General features: G+C 50.8%; 18 protein-coding genes. 15 read left to right on the top strand and 3 right to left on the bottom strand.

Annotated features, from left to right (window positions below; genetic code table 11):
- The first annotated feature begins 38 nt into the window (after positions 1–38).
- Both infB and OO017_RS19410 read left to right on the top strand, forming a co-directional pair.
- A complete protein-coding gene (gene infB / locus OO017_RS19415) occupies positions 39–3,098 on the top strand; it encodes a translation initiation factor IF-2 (protein ID WP_266054369.1) in 3,060 nt (1,019 codons plus the stop codon).
- Positions 3,099–3,206: 108 nt separating this feature from the next.
- Entirely contained in the window at positions 3,207–3,398 is a 192-nt protein-coding gene (locus OO017_RS19410; protein WP_266054368.1) for a hypothetical protein, read from the top strand.
- A 129-nt stretch (positions 3,399–3,527) separates the two neighbouring features.
- On the opposite strand, the gene OO017_RS19405 is transcribed toward OO017_RS19410, so the two are convergent.
- From OO017_RS19405 to mscL, 3 genes are all read right to left on the bottom strand, one after another.
- On the bottom strand, positions 3,528–3,878 hold the full coding sequence (locus tag OO017_RS19405; RefSeq protein WP_266054367.1) for a hypothetical protein: 351 nt from the start codon (positions 3,876–3,878) through the stop codon (positions 3,528–3,530).
- A gap of 92 nt (positions 3,879–3,970) precedes the next feature.
- A complete protein-coding gene (locus tag OO017_RS19400) occupies positions 3,971–4,918 on the bottom strand; it encodes a DUF3078 domain-containing protein (RefSeq protein WP_266054366.1) in 948 nt (315 codons plus the stop codon).
- 15 nt (positions 4,919–4,933) lie between these two features.
- Complete coding sequence (mscL, locus tag OO017_RS19395; protein ID WP_266054365.1) at positions 4,934–5,383, bottom strand: large-conductance mechanosensitive channel protein MscL; 450 nt, start codon at positions 5,381–5,383, stop codon at positions 4,934–4,936.
- 173 nt (positions 5,384–5,556) lie between these two features.
- Here mscL and OO017_RS19390 point away from each other — a divergent pair, with 173 nt between their 5' ends.
- From OO017_RS19390 to ruvA, 13 genes are all read left to right on the top strand, one after another.
- Positions 5,557–6,339: an enoyl-CoA hydratase/isomerase family protein gene (locus OO017_RS19390; protein ID WP_266054364.1), complete on the top strand. Its 783-nt coding sequence runs from the start codon at positions 5,557–5,559 to the stop codon at positions 6,337–6,339.
- 34 nt (positions 6,340–6,373) lie between these two features.
- Positions 6,374–7,870, top strand: a complete 1,497-nt coding sequence (locus tag OO017_RS19385) for a lipopolysaccharide biosynthesis protein (protein WP_266054363.1) — start codon at positions 6,374–6,376, stop codon at positions 7,868–7,870.
- Positions 7,871–7,888: 18 nt separating this feature from the next.
- Entirely contained in the window at positions 7,889–8,338 is a 450-nt protein-coding gene (dut, locus tag OO017_RS19380; RefSeq protein WP_266054386.1) for a dUTP diphosphatase, read from the top strand.
- A gap of 176 nt (positions 8,339–8,514) precedes the next feature.
- Positions 8,515–9,522: a sugar phosphate nucleotidyltransferase gene (locus OO017_RS19375; RefSeq protein WP_266054362.1), complete on the top strand. Its 1,008-nt coding sequence runs from the start codon at positions 8,515–8,517 to the stop codon at positions 9,520–9,522.
- Positions 9,523–9,525: 3 nt separating this feature from the next.
- On the top strand, positions 9,526–11,289 hold the full coding sequence (locus OO017_RS19370; protein WP_266054361.1) for a tetratricopeptide repeat protein: 1,764 nt from the start codon (positions 9,526–9,528) through the stop codon (positions 11,287–11,289).
- Positions 11,282–12,034 carry a lipoprotein insertase outer membrane protein LolB1 gene (lolB1, locus tag OO017_RS19365; protein WP_266054360.1) on the top strand — a complete coding sequence of 251 codons (753 nt, stop codon included), beginning with the start codon at positions 11,282–11,284 and terminating at the stop codon, positions 12,032–12,034. The genes OO017_RS19370 and lolB1 overlap by 8 nt, the downstream gene beginning before the upstream one ends.
- Positions 12,035–12,110: 76 nt before the next feature.
- A complete protein-coding gene (locus OO017_RS19360) occupies positions 12,111–13,346 on the top strand; it encodes a murein hydrolase activator EnvC family protein (RefSeq protein ID WP_266054359.1) in 1,236 nt (411 codons plus the stop codon).
- 808 nt (positions 13,347–14,154) lie between these two features.
- Positions 14,155–14,367: a Sec-independent protein translocase subunit TatA/TatB gene (locus OO017_RS19355; protein ID WP_266054358.1), complete on the top strand. Its 213-nt coding sequence runs from the start codon at positions 14,155–14,157 to the stop codon at positions 14,365–14,367.
- 36 nt (positions 14,368–14,403) lie between these two features.
- Complete coding sequence (locus OO017_RS19350) at positions 14,404–14,622, top strand: Sec-independent protein translocase subunit TatA/TatB (RefSeq protein WP_266054357.1); 219 nt, start codon at positions 14,404–14,406, stop codon at positions 14,620–14,622.
- On the top strand, positions 14,619–16,055 hold the full coding sequence (gene gatA / locus OO017_RS19345; protein WP_266054356.1) for an Asp-tRNA(Asn)/Glu-tRNA(Gln) amidotransferase subunit GatA: 1,437 nt from the start codon (positions 14,619–14,621) through the stop codon (positions 16,053–16,055). Before OO017_RS19350 ends, gatA begins: the two co-directional genes overlap by 4 nt.
- An 8-nt stretch (positions 16,056–16,063) precedes the next feature.
- Entirely contained in the window at positions 16,064–17,578 is a 1,515-nt protein-coding gene (locus OO017_RS19340; RefSeq protein ID WP_266054355.1) for a lytic transglycosylase domain-containing protein, read from the top strand.
- 257 nt (positions 17,579–17,835) lie between these two features.
- Entirely contained in the window at positions 17,836–20,109 is a 2,274-nt protein-coding gene (locus tag OO017_RS19335) for an NADP-dependent malic enzyme (protein ID WP_266054354.1), read from the top strand.
- Complete coding sequence (ruvA, locus tag OO017_RS19330; protein ID WP_266054353.1) at positions 20,110–20,700, top strand: Holliday junction branch migration protein RuvA; 591 nt, start codon at positions 20,110–20,112, stop codon at positions 20,698–20,700. It abuts the gene before it with no gap.
- Positions 20,701–20,710: the final 10 nt, after the last annotated feature.

Genomic DNA, 20,710 nt, shown 5'->3' with positions numbered 1-20,710 from the left:
AGTAAATACAGAATAACAAGACAGCATATTAGAACAAAATGGCAGAAGAAAAAACAAGGAGGCTTAAACAGGTTGCGACTACTTTAAACATTGGTACATCCACGATCGTGGATTACCTCTCTGCTAAAGGGTTTGAGGTGGAAAACAAGCCAACCACCAAAATCACGGCAGAGCAGTTCGGTATGCTGGCTAAAGAGTTCGCCGCGTCTATGCAGGAAAAGCAGGAGGCGGATGAGATTAACATTGGTAAAAAGCCGCAAAGCAACCAGGTGGTTGAGTCTGAGCCTGCCCACGAGCCGAAGAAGGCAAGTGAGCCAGAGGAAGAGATTTTAATTAAAAACGCTAAGAAGCCGGAGGCACCGGCAGCGCTTAAAAAAGAAGAGCCTGCCGCAGAGCCGGCCTCTAAGCTGCCAGGCATTAAGGTGCTCGGCAAAATAGAGCTGGACGCCAAGGGCCGACCAGTTGCAAAGCAGCCGGAGGCCGAGCCTAAGGCTGAGCCAGCGGCTCCAAAAGCTGAGGAACCGGCCAAACAGCCGGAGGCTCCGAAAGCTGAGGAGAAGCCAACTCCGGCCCCAACGCCTGAGGCACCTAAAGCCGAAGAACTGGCAAAACCAGCTGAGGCACCGAAGGCCGAAGAGCCAGCCAAACAGCCGGAAGCCCCTGCCGCACCTGCCGCGAAAGCACCTGAGGCGCCTGCCACGCCTCAGCAGCCTGAAGCGCCGAAGCAGCAAGAGGCCCCAGCCCAGCCAGCCGCTGAGAAGCCGGCTGCGCCAGCACCAAAAGAGCAGCCAGCCGCAGAGAAGGAGCCACAGCAACCGGCCGCACCTGCAGAGGCAAACAAAGGCACAGAAACTAAAGAAGACATAGAAAAGATTACAGCAAAAGCAGACCAGTTAAAAGGTCTTACTGTACTTGGCAAGATTGAACTGCCGGTAGAGTCGCGCAGAAAAGGCGCCAAGCCTGTTGCCTCGTCTGACGATCGCAAGGGCAAAAAGAAGAAACGTAAGCGCATTATGGTGGCTACCGAAGGCCAGCAGCAGGCAGGTGGCGGACAGCAAGGCCCGGGTCAGGGTAACCAGCGTCCGGTACAACCGGCCCAGCATGCCGGGCGCCCGGGTGGTGGCCAGCAGCGCCCGCCAAAGCCAGGAGGAGGCAAAGGCAGACCAGCCAGAGCTGAGAAAGCTGAGGTTACGGATAAGGAAATCCAAGAGCAGATTAAAGCGACCCTTGCCAAGCTTAGCGGAGGCAAAGGAGGCGGAGGCAACCGTGCCAAATACCGCCGCGAGAAGCGTTCGGCCATTGCCGATGCTACCGAGGAGCGCAGAATGCAGGAGCAGGCAGAGTCTAAGACACTGCGCGTAACTGAATTCGTGTCGGCTAACGACCTGGCTTCCCTGATGGATGTAAGCGTGAACGACGTGATCAAGGTGTGTATGCAGTTGGGTATGTTCGTATCCATCAACCAGCGCCTCGATGCCGAAGCCATCACCATCATTGCTGATGAGTTTGGTTACAACGTGGATTTCATCACCACAGAGGAAGAGCAAGGACTGGAGGATATTGTAGAGGAGAATGAGGAGGACCTGGAAGAGCGCGCTCCGATCGTAACGATCATGGGCCACGTTGACCACGGTAAAACATCCCTGCTCGACTATATCCGTAACGCCAACGTAACAGCCGGTGAGGCAGGCGGTATTACGCAGCACATCGGTGCCTACAAGGTAAAGACAGAAAGCGGCCGCACCATTACCTTCCTGGATACACCAGGTCACGAGGCCTTTACGGCCATGCGTGCACGTGGTGCCAAGGTAACGGACGTAGTTATTATTGTGGTAGCCGCTGACGACTCAGTGATGCCACAGACAAAAGAAGCCATCAACCACGCACAGGCTGCAGGTGTACCAATCATTATTGCCCTGAACAAAGTTGATAAGCCAGGCGCCAACCCGGACAAAGTTCGCGAGGAGCTGGCCCAACTGAATATTCTGGTGGAAGAATGGGGTGGTAAGTACCAGGCACAGGAAGTTTCAGCGAAAACCGGCCAAGGTATACCTGACCTGTTGGAGAAAGTATTGCTGGAAGCTGAATTGCTTGAGCTGAAAGCCAACCCAAATCGCCAGGCTATCGGTACTGTAATCGAAGCATCCCTGGACAAAGGACGTGGTTATGTTGCCACCGTACTGGTGCAGACAGGTAACCTGAAGATTGGTGATGTTGTATTGGCAGGATCTCACTACGGTAGAGTGAAAGCCATGACCGACCACCGCGGTAAGAAAATGAAAGAGGCAGGACCGTCAACACCGGTACAGCTACTCGGCCTTGACGGTGCACCACAGGCGGGTGATAAGTTCGTGGTGATGGATTCTGAGCGTGAAGCAAGAGAGATCGCCTCTAACAGATCGCAGGTACAGCGTGAGCAAAGCCTGCGCACACGTAAGCACATTACACTGGATGAGATCGGTCGTCGTTTGGCTATCGGTACGTTCAAGGAGCTTAACGTGATTGTGAAAGGTGACGTGGACGGTTCCGTAGAGGCACTTTCTGACTCCCTGTTGAAGCTGTCTACGCCTGAGGTGCAGGTAAGCATTATCAACAAAGGTGTGGGTGCTATCTCCGAGTCTGATGTATTGCTTGCCTCCGCATCTGATGCGATCATCATCGGTTTCCAGGTTCGTCCATCGGTTAACGCCCGTAAGTTGGCTGAGCAGGAGCAAATTGACGTGCGCCTGTACTCTATCATCTACGATGCGATCAACGAGGTGAAAGACGCCATGGAAGGTATGCTTGCCCCTACCCTGAAAGAGGAGGTCACTGGTAACGTAGAGGTACGTGAGGTGTTCAAGATCACCAAGGTGGGTACCATTGCCGGCTGTATGGTAACGGATGGCTCGATACAGCGTAACTCTAAGGTACGCCTGGTACGCGAAGGCATCGTGGTTCACGATGGCGAGATCCTGGCACTGAAGCGCTTCAAAGACGATGTTGCCGAGGTAAGACAGGGTTACGAGTGCGGTATCAGCCTCAAAGGATACAACGACATCCAGGTTGGCGACGTGATCGAAGCCTATGTAGAGAAAGAAGTGAAGCGTACGCTGTAGTTCTAAGCGTAAGCTCTAAGTATAAAATCCCCCTGTGGCCAAAAGCTGCGGGGGGATTTTTGTTTTAGTTATACTTTGGTAGAGCCTCCAAATTAGAGACTTTATACTTTGGAGAGCAGCAAGCCCGCAGCCCAAAGTATAAAGTCAGATGCTGCAGTGCACAAGAAGCAGAACTTTGAATCCAGGGCTCTCCCCCCCTGCTCCACCATCAGCAAGTATAATTACACAGAAGAGCAACGCATGAAGGACATGAATATACTCTCTGAAAAAGTCGGGCCAGCTGAGGGTTTTACATTTTAATGCGCGGGCAAAAGTATAAACTGCAGCCCAATCATACTTTTACAAGCCCACAAAGTATAAAAACAGAAAGGGCCGCTCAATCGGAGCGGCCCTTTTATACTATTACCACACAAAGTAGTCTCAGGAGATCTAATCGTTCGGATTCTTAAGAAGCCCCATACGCTTCAGCCGATTACGATCGCGCTTACGCTTTTTCATCATCTTCTCTTCCTTCTTCAGAATCTCCTTCATGCGTTTGCTATTGGCTATCCTCTTTTTGGCAAAGCTGGATCGTTTCTCGCCTTCATATGTATTAAAGCGCGCATCCAGACCAGCGGAACGGCGGCCTACTGCATCTACGGCAGTGCCCTTTGTCTCAGCTTTGGCAGTGCCCCAATACTCATCTTTGCCGCTATCGCTACTCAAAGAAGATTGAGCTTTGGCCTCTGAAATAAAAAGTACAATTCCAAGAGTAAACAGCAAAAGGGTTAGTTTCTTCATAACAGCTTGCTAATGTTTAGTGTATACAACGTAAACACTATCTAAAAGTATACATTTTTTATTAAACACAAAGCTGCTATAGAAAATTCCTGCTATTTAAACTTGTACGATATCCCGATACCCATCGTCTGCTTAAGCTGCAGCCTAGGGCCTCTGCCGTCTGTTTTCTCGTCGCCGTCGCGGTCCACGTCTACCATAATATCATCATCGTAAATCATGTGCGCGAAGAAACTTGCCGACACTACTTTGTTCACTTTAAAGTTGATCAGGTTCTCCCAGTTCAGGTCCACATTCTCCGGTTTGCGCAGGTAGTTTGAGAAAAGATCCAATTTGGACTGCAGGGAGATATTCTTCAGGATCTCGGTTTTGTAGCGCACGTTTACATAGCCACCAAACTCCTTACGCAAATGCTCGCCAGTGCCCGGTATGATATTCCCCTCAATGTCTTTCTCGCCAGCTTCCACACCAAAAGCCCCCTTATCGGCCAGGCCTTGGTTGGCAACGACGGTAAACTTGCCTGTAAAAGGCGAAATAAAAACCGACAGCTTCTCGTTTGGCTTATAGTCCATACCCAAAGAGGCAAGTACAAAAGCAGGTGAGAAGAAGTTGGAACGCAGGGTATCGCGTGTGATGGTGTAGGTTGGCGTAAGCTGCGTTTTAATGTTTAGCTGGGTAGTATAAAACCATTTTTTGGAGGCGCGGTAGCCATACTTCAGGTTCAGTTCCAGCTTGTCGTCGCTCTTCTGCACACGCCGCCCTTCCAATTTCACCAGGCCGTATGTCAGGTCCAGCGAGTTGTTCCAGGTGTTTTTGCCCTTCGCGTAATTGGCATACAGGTTAGCGTTGCCCAGCACCGACACCGTATTTTGCCCGCCGGCCGCCCAGTTCGACAAGCTTACCTGGCTAAAGTTTACCGTGCCGATACCACCAAAATCCCAGATGTTAACAGTATCAGCGGGCGCCTGCGCTGCGGCATTTAAAGTATAAAGAAGTATAAAAGTAGATAGAAGTAAAAAGGAACGGCAATAAGTAAAAAACATGAGCAATAACTATACTTAAACAATTTTGTTGTGGGGTTCAGAAGCAGACTCAGGCTGCTGGCCCTTCAGAAGGTCGCGGATTTCGGCTAAAAGTACCTCCTGCTTGTTTACAGGCGGGGCCGGTTTAGCAGCCTCTTTCTCGCGCAGGCGGTTAATGGTGCGCACCAGCAGGAAAATGGCAAAAGCGATGATCAGGAAATTGAGCAGCACCTGCAGGAAGTTGCCGTAACGGATAGCGACGGCTTGCTTCACTACTTCTCCGTTTTCCAGCACCGCCTCCTTCAGTACCAGCTGCATCGAAGAAAAGTCGATGCCACTGATCAGCAGGCCGAGCGGCGGCATAATGATGTCGTCTACCAATGATTTGGTAATGGCCCCGAAAGCCGCGCCGATCACCACGCCCACAGCCAGGTCAATAACATTGCCTTTCACGGCAAATTTTTTAAACTCGGATAAGAATCCCATAAGTATAAAGTTTATAGATTGCGTAAGTCATCTGCAGCTAAAGCGATCCACTCCTCGTATCTTCAACCTCACCCACACATGGGCTACACTGTTAACCGCTGTTCCGGATTGAACTAAATCCTTATATTTGTGGCAAAGAAAACAGATTCTAACCAGAATTGACACCAAAAAATATGGCCATATACGAAAACCTGCTGCTAGACCAGCAAAACGGCATCCTGTTCATCACCATCAATCGCGCCGACAAAATGAACGCGCTGAACATTGAAACCATCAGAGAAATTAGGAATGCAATGCAGCAGGTGTATGATGATGCCAGTATCAAAGGGGCGATTATTACAGGTGCAGGCCCGAAAGCCTTTGTGGCAGGAGCCGACATTACAGAGATCGCCGAACTGAGCGAGGTAACGGCCCGCAGCTTTGCCGAGCGCGGTCAGGACGTGTTTGCCATGATCGAGCGCAGCAACAAGCCCGTGATTGCCGCCGTGAACGGCTTCGCTCTGGGCGGGGGCTGTGAACTGGCCATGGCCTGCCACATCCGCGTGGCTTCAGAAAACGCGCGTTTCGGGCAGCCGGAGGTAAACCTGGGCCTGATACCGGGCTACGGCGGCACCCAGCGCCTGACCCAGCTAATAGGAAAAGGTAAAGCCGTGGAACTGATGATGACCGCCGATATGGTGAACGCGCAGGACGCCCTGCAACTTGGCCTGGTAAACCATGTGGTACCGCAGGAGCAGCTGATGGACAAGTGCGTGGAGATCATGGAGAAGATCATGAGCAAGGCACCGTTGGCTGTTGGCCTGGTGATAGAGTGCGTAAACGCTGTGTACAACAACGACGAGAACGGCTACCAGACAGAAGCAAACGCCTTTGCCCGCTGCTGCACCTCCGAAGATTTTGTGGAAGGCACCAGTGCCTTTATAGAGAAGCGCAAAGCCAACTTCACCGGAAACTAAGCATTAGCCCCTCCCCGACCCAGAAACAGAACGCATGAGTATAGCCAAGAAATTGGTCGGGCAAACTGCTGCCTACGGATTAAGCAGTATAGTGGGCAGAGCCCTGAACTACCTGCTCGTACCGGTTTACACTGCCGTGTTCCTGCCGGCAGAGTATGGCGTGGTGTCGTACCTGTATGCCTTTGTGGGCTTTTTCAACATACTTTATACCTATGGTATGGAGACGGCCTTTTTCCGGTTTGCCAACAAGCCGGATGCAGACAGGCACAGGCTCTACAACCAGGTACTCAGCCTTATTATCGGCTCTAGTGTTCTATTTACAGCCATACTTATACTTGCCTCCGGTGCCATAGCCGATTACAAAGACTACTCCCCGCAGGAGCAAAACTACATTATCTGGCTGGCGCTTATACTTGCCGTCGATGCCATTGTGGCCATACCATTTGCATGGCTCCGGCTGCAGAACAAGGCTGTCAAGTTCGCCTCCATCAAGCTGGCCAATATACTTATAACAGTAGGTGCCAACCTGTTCTTTTTGGTTATCTGCCGCAATGTTTATGAAGGCGAGTACCTGCAGGGGCTAAGGCCGCTGGTCGCGCATATTTATGACCCTGACTTCGGGATCGGCTATATCTTCCTGATCAACCTGGTCGCCAACGCGCTGCTTATCCCGATGCTGTGGCGCGAGTTCAGTATCTTCCGGTTCGAGCTGAACAAGAAACTGCTGCGCCCGATGCTGGCCTACGCCTACCCGCTCCTTTTTATGGGAATGGCGGGCATGGTGAACGAGGTGATAGACCGTATACTTTTGGAGGAGTGGCTGCCCGAGGGATTCTACCCGCAGCACACCAACGAGGCGGTGGTAGGTATCTACAGTGCCTGCTACAAGCTGGCCATTTTCATGACACTGGCCATACAGGCCTTCCGCTACGCCGCGGAACCATTCTTCTTCTCCCAGGCCGAGGATAAGAACTCACCGCATACCTTTGCCCTCATCATGAAGTGGTTTGTGATCGCCTGCGCCTTTATCTTCCTCTTCATCTCAGCCAACCTCGAGGATTTTGCCCTGTTCCTGCGCAGCGAAGCCTACCGCGAGGGCATCATGATCGTGCCGGTGCTGCTGCTGGCCAACCTGTTCCTGGGCGTATACTATAACCTTTCGGTGTGGTTCAAGCTGACGGACAAAACGAAGTATGGCACCTACATCAGCTTTGGGGGAGCGGCCATTACCATACTTTTCAACCTGCTGCTCATACCTGTAATCGGGTACATGGGCTCTGCCATTGCCACGTTTGTCTGCTACTTTAGCATGGCCCTGGCCAGCTACCTGCTGGGCCAGAACCACTATCCTATCCCCTATCCGGTTAAAACAATTATGGGCTACGTGCTGCTGGCAACAGCGCTGGTTTGGCTGGCTTTAGGGGTCGATGTAGAGAACTGGTGGCTGCGCCACGCGTACCACCTGGGCATCTGTGCGGCCTTCCTGGTGATAGTATGGCTGCGGGAGCGCCCTCGCTTCCTTAAACTTTAATGTGTAAATTTAAAGATGATGAACAACAAGAACCTGCCGGTTAACGTCATAAACCAATCCAGGCATGCGTTACCAAGTTACCAAACCATACACTCCGCCGGCATGGACCTGCGGGCAAACCTGGAGGCACCCATTACGTTGAAGCCACTACAGCGCGCCCTCATCCCGACAGGGATTTTCATAGAACTGCCGGAGGGGCACGAGGCACAGATCCGACCGAGAAGCGGCCTGGCGTATAAGCATGGCATTTCCATCGTGAACAGCCCGGGCACCATAGACGCCGACTACCGTGGCGAGATAAAAGTGCTGCTCGTTAACCTGTCGGACCAGGATTTTGTGGTGGAAGACGGGGAACGCATCGCCCAGATGGTGGTGGCCAGGTATGAGCGCGTGGAGTGGCAGCAAGCCGCCAGCCTTACCGACACCGATCGCGGTGCAGGCGGCTACGGCAGCACCGGCACCAAATAGTTGATTGTTACGTCATTGTTAGTTATTTGGGGAAATACTTGATCCTGTATAAGGCTTACCCAAAGTATAAACGCACTAACAACGCATACCTGACAACCAGTAACCAACAGCGAGTAAACGATTACTACAGCAGAAGCTGCAGCCTTAAATAAAACTTTGAACATTAAAAAACAGCTATGAGGATTATCATACCGATGGCCGGAATGGGCAAGCGCATGCGCCCCCACACACTTACGGTTCCTAAACCACTTATACCAATTGCAGGCAAGCCGATTGTGCAGCGCCTGGTAGAGGACATCGCGAAAGTATGCCACGAGCCTATCGAAGAGGTGGCTTTCATTATTGGCCATTTCGGCGAGGAGGTGGAAAACGACCTGAGGGAGATCGCCACGAAGATTGGCGCCAAAGGCACTATCGTGTACCAGGAGGAAGCTCTGGGCACAGCGCACGCCATACTTTGCGCCAAAGAATCACTGGAGGGAAAAGTAGTAGTGGCCTTTGCCGACACGCTTTTCAAAGCAGATTTCCAGCTCGACACCAACGCCGACGGTACCATCTGGGTGCAGCGCGTGGAGGACCCGCGTCCGTTTGGCGTGATCAAGCTGAACGAGAACAACGAGATTACCGACTTTGTAGAGAAACCGCAGGAGTTTATCTCCGATCTGGCCATCATAGGCATCTACTACTTCCGCGATGGCGCCTATCTGCGCGACGAGCTGCAGTACCTGCTCGATAACGACATTAAGGACAAAGGCGAGTACCAGTTGACCAATGCCCTGGAGAACATGAAGAACAAGGGCACCAAGTTTATACCTGCCGTTATCTCTGAGTGGCTAGATTGTGGAAATAAAAACGCAACTGTTTATACTAATCAACGCTATTTAGAGTATATAAAGGATGAGGAAGGCCTGGTGGCCTCGTCGGCGAAGCTGGAGAACGCAGTGATTATCCCGCCTGTATACATTGGCGAAAACGCACAGATCACCAACTCGGTGGTTGGCCCGCATGTTTCGATAGGCAATGGCACAAACGTAACCAACTCCGTGGTGAGCAACTCCATTATTCAGGAGAACACCATTCTCAAAAACGGCAACGTTGCAAACTCAATGCTCGGCAACTTTGTTGTGTATGAGGGACGCCAGTCTGACCTCAGCCTCGGCGACTACAATACACTTGCGGAGTAAACCATGAATACATTCAGAAACATCCTGATTGCCACCTGCTGCCTGGCCCTTGTAGCCACAGGCGAAAGCACGGCGCAATCCTCTAAGAAGAAGAAAGCCAAAGCCGCTCAGGAGGCACCGGCACCACAAGTACAGGTGCAGGCCCCAAGCGAGCGAGACAGGCAGATCAGCGAAGCGATGTTTCTGGATGGGATGAAGTATTTTATGCTGGAGGACTACCAACAAGCCCTCCAGCTTTTTCAAAAAGCCTACACCGTTACCCCTGACAACGCCGCCCTGAACTACAAGATCGGCGAGACTTACCTGCACCTGAAGGAGCCTAAGTCGGCTATGCCTTTTGCCCAGGCAGCCGTGAATCTGGAGAAAAAGAACGCATACTATTACCTGCTGCTGGCCCAACTGCACACCGAGCAGCAGCAGTACGATGCCGCCGCTCAGGCCTTCAATGCCCTTTTGGCCAACGTACCTAACTCCAACGAGTATCTCTTTAACCTGGCAGATCTATACTTATCGCAGTCGCGCTACGACGACGCCCTGAAGACCTATGAACGCATAGAAAAGGAGTTTGGCGATATGGAGCAACTGTTGGTAAACCGCCAGCAGATATACCTGCGCCAGAAAAACGTAGACAAAGCCATTGCCGAGGGCGAGAAGCTGTTAAAGTCCAACCCTACCGAAATACGCTATTTCCTGTCGCAGGCAGAGCTGTACAACGCCTCCCGCCGCACCGACGAAGCCATTAGTACCCTGAACAAAGCACTGCGCCTGGAGCCGGGTAATCCTTTTGCCCACCTCATGCTGTCGGACCTGAGCCGCCAAAAAGGTGAGTTTAAAGAATCGGAGAAGCAGGTAAAACTGGCTTTTGCCAGCAGTGAGCTCGACATAGACACCAAGGTGCGTATTCTGGTAGATTTTATCCGTCAGTTGCCTAACCCGCAGATAGAGCCTGTTGCCCTGGAGTTGGTGGACCTGACGATAGAAAAACACCCGGAAGAAGCTAAAGCGTACGCCGTGGCCGCCGACCTGCAGACCATAGTTGGCAAAAAAGCAATAGCCCGCGATAATTACCTGAAGGCAGTAAAGTTAGATGATTCCCATTTTAAGATTTGGCAGCAGATCGTATTGCTGGATGCAGAGCTGGAACAACCCGCTGAAATGGTGGAGCACGCAGAGCAGGCCCTGGAACTGTTTCCGAACCAGGCGGTTTTTTGGTTTTACAGCGGTACCGGCCACCTCATAGAGAAGAATTTTGAGAAGGCCGTGAAGGCGCTGGAGTATGGTAAGCGCCTGTCTGTTAGCGAGCCTGAGCTGGAAATGCAATTCAACATGCAGCTGGGCGACGGGTATAACTCCCTGAAAGATTTCAAAAAGTCTGACTCAGCCTATGAAGCCGTGCTGGTGCAGGATGCTAACAACGAGCACGTTCTTAACAACTATAGTTATTTCCTTTCACTGAGAGGCGAAAAGTTGGATCGTGCAAAGCAGATGTCAGAGCAACTGGTGAAGCAGCACCCTACAAACCCTACCTACTTGGACACCTATGCCTGGGTACTGTATAAAATGGGTAACTATACAGAAGCCCGCAAATTCTTAGAACAGGCCGTAGCCATTTCAGACGATGCCACCATAGTGGAGCATTATGGCGATGTGCTGTACAAGCTAGGTAAGAAAGATGAAGCCGTAAGCCAATGGCAAAAGGCCAAACTTAAAGGCGAAGCCTCCGCCTTTATAGACAGAAAGATAAAAGAGAAGAAACTTTATGAGTAAGCATCTATTGCTTTTCCTGTTCGGCTTGCTGCTTTTGGCAAGCTGTAAGAAGAATACTGTACCTACCTCAGCCACTGCCGCCACCACTACTATTGGCGAAGTAAAAGTAGACAACCTTAATTTCAACTACCTCAGCAGCAAAGGCCAGATAACTTTAAACGATAAAAACGATAACCTTTCATCAGGTGTAAGCATCCGTATGCAGAAGGATAGCGTGATCTGGGTGTCGGTGCAGCCAGGGCTTGGGATTGAGGCCGCCCGCATGATGCTGACCCAGGACTCGGTACACTTTATGAACCGACTGAAGAAAGAGTACGTGGCAACAGATTACAGCTTCCTTAGGAACAAGCTGCAGGTGGATGTAAACTTCGAGGTGCTACAGGCCATACTTTTGGGGAACTACCAGGCAGTAGGTGCCGAGAAGGTAATAAGCCTGGAAGACCGCCAACATGTGCAGCAGCAGCGCCAGAACCTCACGTTCGATTACTTCATCAGCAACCTGAATAATAAACTGCAGCAACTCAACGCCAAGGATATCAATACCGGCAATACCATCACAGTAAAGTATAACGGTTTTGAGCCTGTGGGCCAGGTGCCCTTTGCCTATGAGTTGATCGCGCAGGTACTGCAGCAAGGCCAGGTATCGGACTTTACCCTGAAGCACAGCCGCGTTACCGTTTCGGAGGAGCCGCTATCTTTCCCGTTCGGTGTGCCCAGCGACTATACCCACCTCAATTTTAATTAAATACACGCCCCTGCTGGTTCTTCCGTTTTAGATTCACCATATTTGTAATCTAAGAGTAGAAGAACCATACATTTTGATGAAGGCCCTTTACAGATTTGCCTTTTTCCTGTTTCTGCTGAGCCTGCCGCTGGTTACCGCGGCCCAAAAAGCAAAGTCTAAGGCGCAGCTGGAGAAGGAGAAAAAGGAAAACCTCACCCGCATAAAAGAAGCAAACCAAATTCTGCAGCAAACCCAGAAGCAGAAGCAAGCTTCTATTGGCCAGCTCAATGCCATCAAAGAGAAAATAACGGTACAGCAGGGAGTTATAGAGAACATCTCCCGCGAGATCAGTTTACTGGAATCCGATGTGAAGGAGACTGAGGGCATTGTGGGTGCGCTGCAGAACGACCTCCAAAAGCTGAAGGATGAGTACGCCACCATGGTATACGCCGCCGCCAAAACAGCCAACAGCTATAACAAGCTCATGTTCCTGTTTGCCTCCGACTCATTTAATCAGTTTGTGATGCGGCTGCGCTACCTTCAGCAATACTCAGAGGCACGCAAGAAACAGGTAGAACTGATCAGCAAAGTACAGGCCGCCTTAAACGGGCAACTGGCGGTGCTGGAGACGAAGAAGGATCAGAAGAAAAGCCTTTTAAATAAACAGTTAGCTGAAAATAAGAACTTGCAGGGCCTGCAGCAGCAGCAGAGCACGGTTATCTCGCGCCTGAGCCAGCAGGAAAGCAGCCTGAAAAAAGAAGTGGCGCAACGCCAGCAGGCCGTTAAAAAACTGGACAACCTGATTGCCGACATTGTTCGGGAAGAGATTGCCAGGGCAGCCAGAGAGGCCCGTGCGGCTGGCAAGGAAACCAGCGGAAGCCCTAACAAAGTAACCCTCACGCCAGAGGCAGCGCTTATTTCATCCTCCTTCGCGGGTAACAAAGGTAGACTGGCCTGGCCTGTAGAGCGCGGGTTTATCTCGCAGAAGTTTGGCCGCCATAACCACCCGGTGCTTAAAGGGGTAGTGGTAGAGAACCGCGGCGTCGACATCCAGACAGCACAAGGCTCTACTGCCCGCGCCATATTTGAAGGAAAGGTGTTAACAGTAGCCTCCGTGCCAGGTATGAATAACATCGTGATGGTGCAGCACGGCGAATACTTTACTGTTTATGCTAAGCTAAAAACAGTATCGGTAAAACCTGGGCAGGATGTAAAGCTGAAAGATACAATCGGCACCGTTTACACCGACAGCGACGGCACCACGGAGTTACAGTTCCAGGTCTGGAAAAACAGCTCAAACATGAACCCCGAGAGCTGGATTGCAAAACCGTAACAAAGGACACAAAGCTCCAGGAGCTAAAATTAAAAAAGCCACAGCAGATGCCGTGGCTTTCTTTTTTAGCTTTGCCTCCCCCAGGCAAAACAAACTATAATAACTAAAGGCCGTTTGTGTTAGAAAACATAACAGCGCTGTGTAAAAATAAAAAAACACCCCACAGTGCAGGGTGCCTTTCCAAGCTATGAAAACAAACTTAATATTTATATCTATAAGCAGGCCTAAGGGCTCTGCTGAGATTTCATGTCTCTAAATTACAACCTCGTTTATAAAAATGCAACACTGAGGCAAAAACAAATTGCGAGTAAGCAAGCATCTTTGTATAGCTATACTACTATTTAAAAATAAGGTTTCAGAATTTTTGTTCCTTATTTTTGAAACAGACAGCGATGCAATAAAGTTGCATTTAAGGTTAAAATTAGCAGCAGCTCCGCTAACTGTAGGTAGTGCCACTTGAACGCATTTCGGCCTTCTACCTAAAACCTGGCATAACAAGTTCTATACCACAAGGGAAATAACATATAATACGCTAAATAACAAATTGTTACAATAATCACCCAAGATGCATTTTTCCGTTTTTGGGATTAATTTCAATGCAATTTTCCCAAAAACGGAAGCAGACGATTTCACCTCGGCTCAGTTCTTCACCCCAGCTTCTATGTGAGAGAAACAAATTTTTCTTTTGGTTACGTGACAGCCTGCACATTTATACTTACTTTGGGGCGTTTTAAACTTATCCCGACTGATGTGGGTTTATTTAAAATATTAACCCTAATTTTGTAACACACTTTAAAAGATTAAAGACATGGGTATCACCAACATTTTCTTGTTTATTGGAGGCCTAGGCGGTACAGAAGTTATCCTTATTCTGTTTGCTATCCTGTTGCTGTTCGGCGCTAAGCGAATTCCTGAACTTGCTAAAGGCCTGGGCCGCGGCATCCGGGAGTTCAAAGATGCTACGAAAGAGATCAAGAACGACATCGAGAGCTCAGTAAAAGACGACAACACCACAAAGTAGTCTCTTCCCGCACAATTTAGTTTTTAAGGTAGAGATATGTGCCTTAATACCATTTTCCTTTTCCTGGGAGACCTGGGAGGAGGTGAGATGATGGTTATTATAACCGCCATCCTTTTGCTGTTTGGCGCTGATAAAATCCCGAGCATTGCCCGCTCATTTGGCCGTGGCATGCGGGAGTTCAAAGACGCTACAAACATCATCAAACACGAGCTCGAGCAATCCATTAAAGACGATCCTAAGTCCAAAAAAGATTGAGACAGTATAATTCGCTACGCGACATTCGCACAGACATTGCCGGCGGTCAGGTTTCCTGCAGGCAACTGGTAGAACATTACCTCCGGAATATTAAGGAGAAAGCCGAACTGAATGCTTTCCTGGAAACTTTTGAAGAAGAAGCACTGGCCCAGGCCGATGCTGTTGACAAGAAGTTAGCCGACGGCACAGCCGGCAAGCTGGCAGGTATGGTAATAGGCATAAAGGACGTGTTGGCCTACGAGGGACACAGCCTGCAGGCCTCCAGCCAGATCCTGAACGGCTTCAAATCGCTTTATACTGCCTCGGCGGTGCAGCGCATGCTTGCCGAGGATGCCATCATCATCGGACGCCAGAATTGCGACGAGTTTGCCATGGGTGCCTCCAATGAGAATTCCTCTTTCGGAAATGTACTGAACGCCGATGATCCTGCCCGTGTACCGGGCGGCTCGTCTGGTGGTTCTGCCGTGGCTGTGCAAGCCGACCTGTGCCTGGCCTCTATCGGATCGGATACAGGTGGCTCAGTGCGTCAGCCTGCTTCGTTCTGCGGCGTAATTGGCTTAAAGCCGACTTATTCCCGCATTTCCCGCTATGGCCTTATCGCCTATGCCTCTTCTTTCGACCAGATCGGCCTGATAACAAAGAGCGTAGAGGACGCGGCCCTGCTGCTGGAGGTAATGGCCGGACAGGACGGCATGGACAGCACGGCCAGCCAGCGCGAGGTGCCAGCTTACAGCCAACTGTTGCAAACAGACAAAAAGTATAAAATTGGTTATATCCGCGACTGTTTTGAGCGTGAGGGCCTTGAGACAGAGGTAAAAGACGCCATACTCGGCGTGAAGGATATGCTACGCGATGCAGGCCATGAAGTAGAGGCTGTGGACTTCCCATACTTGGACTTTATGGTGCCGACCTACTACATACTTACCACCGCCGAAGCCAGCTCTAACCTGGGCCGATACGACGGCGTGAAGTATGGCTACCGCTCCGACAATGTAACCGACCTGACATCGCTGTACAAGAAGACAAGAGCCGAAGGCTTTGGGCAGGAGGTACAGCGCCGTATCATGCTGGGCACTTTTGTACTCAGCGCCGATTATTACGATGCCTACTATACCAAGGCACAAAAGGTGAGACGCCTTATAAAAGAGAAGACCGACGAGTTGCTTCAGCAATATGATTTTCTTATATTGCCTACCGCTCCTACTACTGCTTTTAAAATAGGAGAAAACACAGCGAACCCATTAGCCATGTACCTGGCTGATATCTTTACGGTCCAGGCCTCACTTGCAGGCGTTCCAGCCATCTCTATTCCGGTTGGGCGCGATGCCAACGGCCTGTCCATCGGGTTGCAGTTAATGACCCGCTCATTTGAGGAGCCGCAGTTGCTCGCTTTCTCAAATTACATACTGGACAAGATAACCGTTGAAGCATAAACCTTGACATGACTTACTGCAAATTCTTTACATTGCTTGCGGCTATGGCTGGCAGCATCTGGTCTGTAAACGCCAGTGCTATCGGCCATAGCCGTTTGCTTGAGGTGCCATCCAGCGACTCTTTATCCGTCTCCGTAGACTCTCTAAAGCTGCAAGTTACCACGGTGACAGATACGTCGGTATTCATGCTGTCGCCTGAGGAACTGGCGCTGATGGTAGAAACTGTACCCAACGAGCCCGACGATGTAATTGCCGACAGGCTGAGCTGCATTGAGTCGGACATCCCTTTGGTGTTCAACGACTTCGTAAGGAATTTTATCGATTACTTTACCATCCGTAACCGCAAGTATACGCGCACCATGCTCACGCGGGAGAACGTATACTTCCCGCTTTTTGAGAAGTACCTCAAGAAGCATAACATGCCAGATGAACTCAAGTACCTGGCTATTGTGGAGTCTGGCCTGAACCCGTTGGCGCAGAGCCCTGTTGGGGCCGCCGGGCTCTGGCAGTTTATGAAGCCTACCGGCCGCGAGTATGGCCTGCACCAGACGCAGTATGTAGACGAGCGCCTGGACCCGGAGAAATCCACGGAGGCAGCCATGCTCTTCCTGCGCCGGCTGTACAAATACTACGACGACTGGGAACTGGCGCTGGCGGCCTATAACTGTGGCCAGGGCAACGTAAACAAAGCCATTCGTAAGGCTGGCGGCAAAAAATCATTCTGGGACATTTTCCCTTACCTGCCGCGCGAAACGAGAGGTTATGTGCCAAGTATGACAGCCGTGCGCTACGCCATGAACTATGCCGGAGAGCACAACATTTTCTCCGACTCCATACTTTACCAGCCGGAGGTAGCCTACCTGGAGGTAACGCAGGAACTGGAAGTGGAAAGACTGGCGGCAGAGCTGCACCTTACACCCGAAGAGATCCTTGCCCTAAACCCTGAGCTGAAGAAAAACACCGTACCTGGCAACAAGTATAAACTCCGCATCCCGTCTAGCAGAGCCAGCCTTCTGGCCACTAACGAGGATAAGAGTTGTATACTTATGGCCGCTGCCCCTGCCCCACTCCAGCAAAAAGTGCAGGAGCAGGCACCGGTAATGCTGGCATCCGCCAAAACGGAAGAGGCACCAGAGCCTAGGGCTTCTGCTAAAACCTCTAACATTACGTACACCGTGCAGCGCGGCGACAACCTGAGCAGCATTGCCAGGCGCCATGATGTAACGGTAGACCAGCTAAAAGAGTGGAACAACCTGAACAGCAGCTATATAGCAGCAGACCAGAAACTACAGATCCTGCAACAGGGTCAGCCAACAGGAGCCGTGCTGGCAGTTAACAACGATGCTAAAAGCAACGCTAAGTCTGCTGTGGAGAAAAGAGAGCTGATTTACCATGTGCAGCCTGGAGACACGCTCTGGCAAATCTCCCGCAAGTATGACGGCATCACGATAGAGCAGATCAAAAAACTGAACAAGCTAAAATCTAACAACCTGAAGCCAGGCCAGAAACTGATCCTGAGCTAAAGTATAGCACTACCCGCTACACCAGGAGCACCTTCCGTACAGAAGGTGCTCTTTGTTTATACTTGGCTCCGTTACGCTCATGTTAAAAAAACAACAATTTCTGCACTCATAACTATTGCACCGCTTATCTTTGGAGGCTCAACTTTGGATTAACCGTAAATTCTTGCAAAATTGGTCTTTAACCAGATGTACTTGGGGGAAAGTTAAAGACAGGCGGGCAAGGTTGAGAAAGTACACGACTTACAACAACACAACAAATGATTAGAGTAAACAAAGAGGACGCCCTGAACTACCACATGGAAGGGAAACCCGGGAAGATTGAGGTAGTGCCCACCAAAATGGTAAGCACGCAGCACGATTTAGCGCTGGCATATTCCCCGGGTGTTGCAGAACCTTGTAAAGAAATTCACGCCGATAAGGACAATGTATACAAGTATACCGCCAAGGGCAACCTGGTAGGTGTAATATCAAACGGAACCGCCGTACTAGGGCTCGGTAACATTGGGCCGGATGCCTCTAAACCGGTAATGGAAGGGAAAGGCGTACTTTTCAAGAAGTTTGCCGGAATTGATGTGTTTGACATTGAGATTGACTGTACTGACCCGGAGGAGTTCATCCGCATTGTAAAATCTTTGGAGCCTACCTTCGGCGGCATCAACCTAGAAGACATTAAAGCGCCGGAGAGCTTCAAGATCGAGAATGCGCTCAAGACGCAGATGAACATCCCGCTGATGCACGATGACCAGCACGGTACGGCTATCATTTCGTCTGCCGCCCTGCTAAACGCGCTGGAGCTTGTAGGCAAGAGAATCGAAAGTATAAAAATGGTGGTGAACGGTGCCGGAGCTGCTGCCATTGCTTGTGCCAAGCTCTATGTGGCACTGGGTGTTCAGATGGATAACATCGTGATGTTTGACAAGGAAGGCATTATCCGGCCGGAGCGTGACGATCTGGACATCTACAAAGCGCAGTTCGTTACGATGCGCAAGATAAATACGCTGGAAGAAGCCATGCAGGACGCTGATGTGTTCGTGGGCCTTTCGGCAGGCAACGTGCTGCCACCGCAGTTCGTGCAGTTAATGGCCAACGACCCGATCATCTTTGCCTTGGCTAACCCGGATCCGGAAATCCCTTACGAGGTGGCGATGGCTACCCGCGAGGACCTGATTATGGCTACCGGACGCTCCGACCATCCTAACCAGGTAAACAACGTACTAGGCTTCCCATACATTTTCAGGGGAGCGTTAGATGTGCGTGCCACGGAAATTAACGAGGAGATGAAACTGGCCGCCGTACGTGCGCTGGCAGAACTGGCAAAAGAGCCCGTTCCGGAGATCGTGCACAAAGCCTATGGAGACAACACCATCAACTTCGGCCGCTTTTACCTTATCCCGAAACCGCTTGACCCACGCCTGATCACAACCGTATCACCGGCAGTGGCAAAGGCAGCGATGGAAAGCGGTGTGGCGCGCCGCCCGATTACAGACTGGGAGGCCTACGAAGTGGAACTGAAAGAGCGTATCGGTATAGACCAGAAACTGATGTCGCGTATTACTACGCAGGCCAAGAAAGACCCTAAGACGGTGGTATTTGCCGAGGCAGATAATTACAAGATTCTGAAGGCTGCCCAGATCGTGCAGGAGCAGCGAATAGCCAAACCTATACTTCTTGGCAACCCGGAGCGCATCAAAGCCATCATCGAAGAGAACAACATGGACCTCCATGGCGCGCAGATCATCGACCCGCTGGTGGAGGAAGCTAAGAAAGAGGAATTCGCACAGATACTATACAAGAAGCGCCAGCGAAAAGGCGTGACGCTGTTCGATGCACGCCGCCTGATGCGCGACCGCAACTACTTCGGAAGTATGATGCTGCACACCGGCGAGGCTGATGCCCTTATCTCCGGCCTTACCCGCGACTACTCCAAAACCATTTCGCCGGCGCTACAGGTAATCGGCGTGGAAGAAGGCATAAACAAAGTGGCCGGTATGTACATTGTGCTTGGCCAGAAGGAGCCATATTTCTTTGCAGACACGACGGTAAACGTGAACCCAACTGCTGATGAACTGGTGGATATCATCGGTCTGACGGCCCGTACGGTGCGTTTCTTCGATACAGAGCCACGCGTGGCCATGCTTTCGTTTTCTAACTTCGGCTCCGTGCGCGGCGACATTCCGGACAAAGGAGCCGAAGCAGTTCGCAAGGCAAAACAGCGCTACCCGGACCTGCTGATAGACGGAGAAATGCAGGCAAACACGGCTTTGAATAAAAACATGCTGCGCGAGCACTACCCGTTCAGCGAACTGGCGGAAAAAGGCGCCAACACACTTGTTTTCCCGACGCTTACGGCGGGCAACATTGCTTACAAACTGCTGCAGGAAATAGGTGGTGTTGAGGTAATTGGACCGGTGCTGATGGGTATGCGCAAACCGGTACACATACTTCAGCTCGGTTCCTCCATCCGCGACATCGTGAACATGGTAGCCATTGCTGTCGTAGATGCTCAGAACTATAACAATCAACATATATAGATGATAGCCTATATTGATGGCAAACTGACGCACAAAGATCCAACCTATGTCATTATCGAAGCTAATGGCATAGGTTACCAGATCAAGATATCACTCAGCACCTACTCTTCGCTGCCGACCGGTGAGCGCTGCAAGCTGCATACGTACCTGCACATAAAAGAGGATGCTCATACGTTGTATGGCTTCACCACCGTGGCAGAGAAGGAGGCTTTCCTGCACCTGATCTCCATCTCCGGCGTTGGCCCTAATACGGGATTAATGATCCTGTCTTCGCTGTCGGTGGAAGAGATACAGCAGGCCATTGTGCGGGAGGATGTACGCACCATTCAGCACGTAAAAGGGATAGGCGCCAAAACGGCCCAGCGCATCATTCTGGAACTGAAAGATAAAATGAAAAAGGAGGTGCTGCTGACCGATGCTCCTGTCTCTGCTGTAGCATACAATACCAACCGTGCCGAGGCGTTATCAGCATTAGTAACCTTGGGCTTTGCCAAGAACGTTGCCGAGAAAACATTGGACGCAATTATTAAGCGCGAAGGCGGCAACCTGAGCGTAGAGGAGTTAATTAAGTTTGCGTTGAAATCTTCATAAGAGAGAGATA

The sequence above is a fragment of the Pontibacter anaerobius genome, from assembly GCF_026241195.1.
Classification (GTDB): domain Bacteria; phylum Bacteroidota; class Bacteroidia; order Cytophagales; family Hymenobacteraceae; genus Pontibacter; species Pontibacter anaerobius.
The sequence above is the reverse complement of the archived record's forward strand: the minus strand, read 5'-3'. Positions and strand labels throughout refer to the sequence as shown.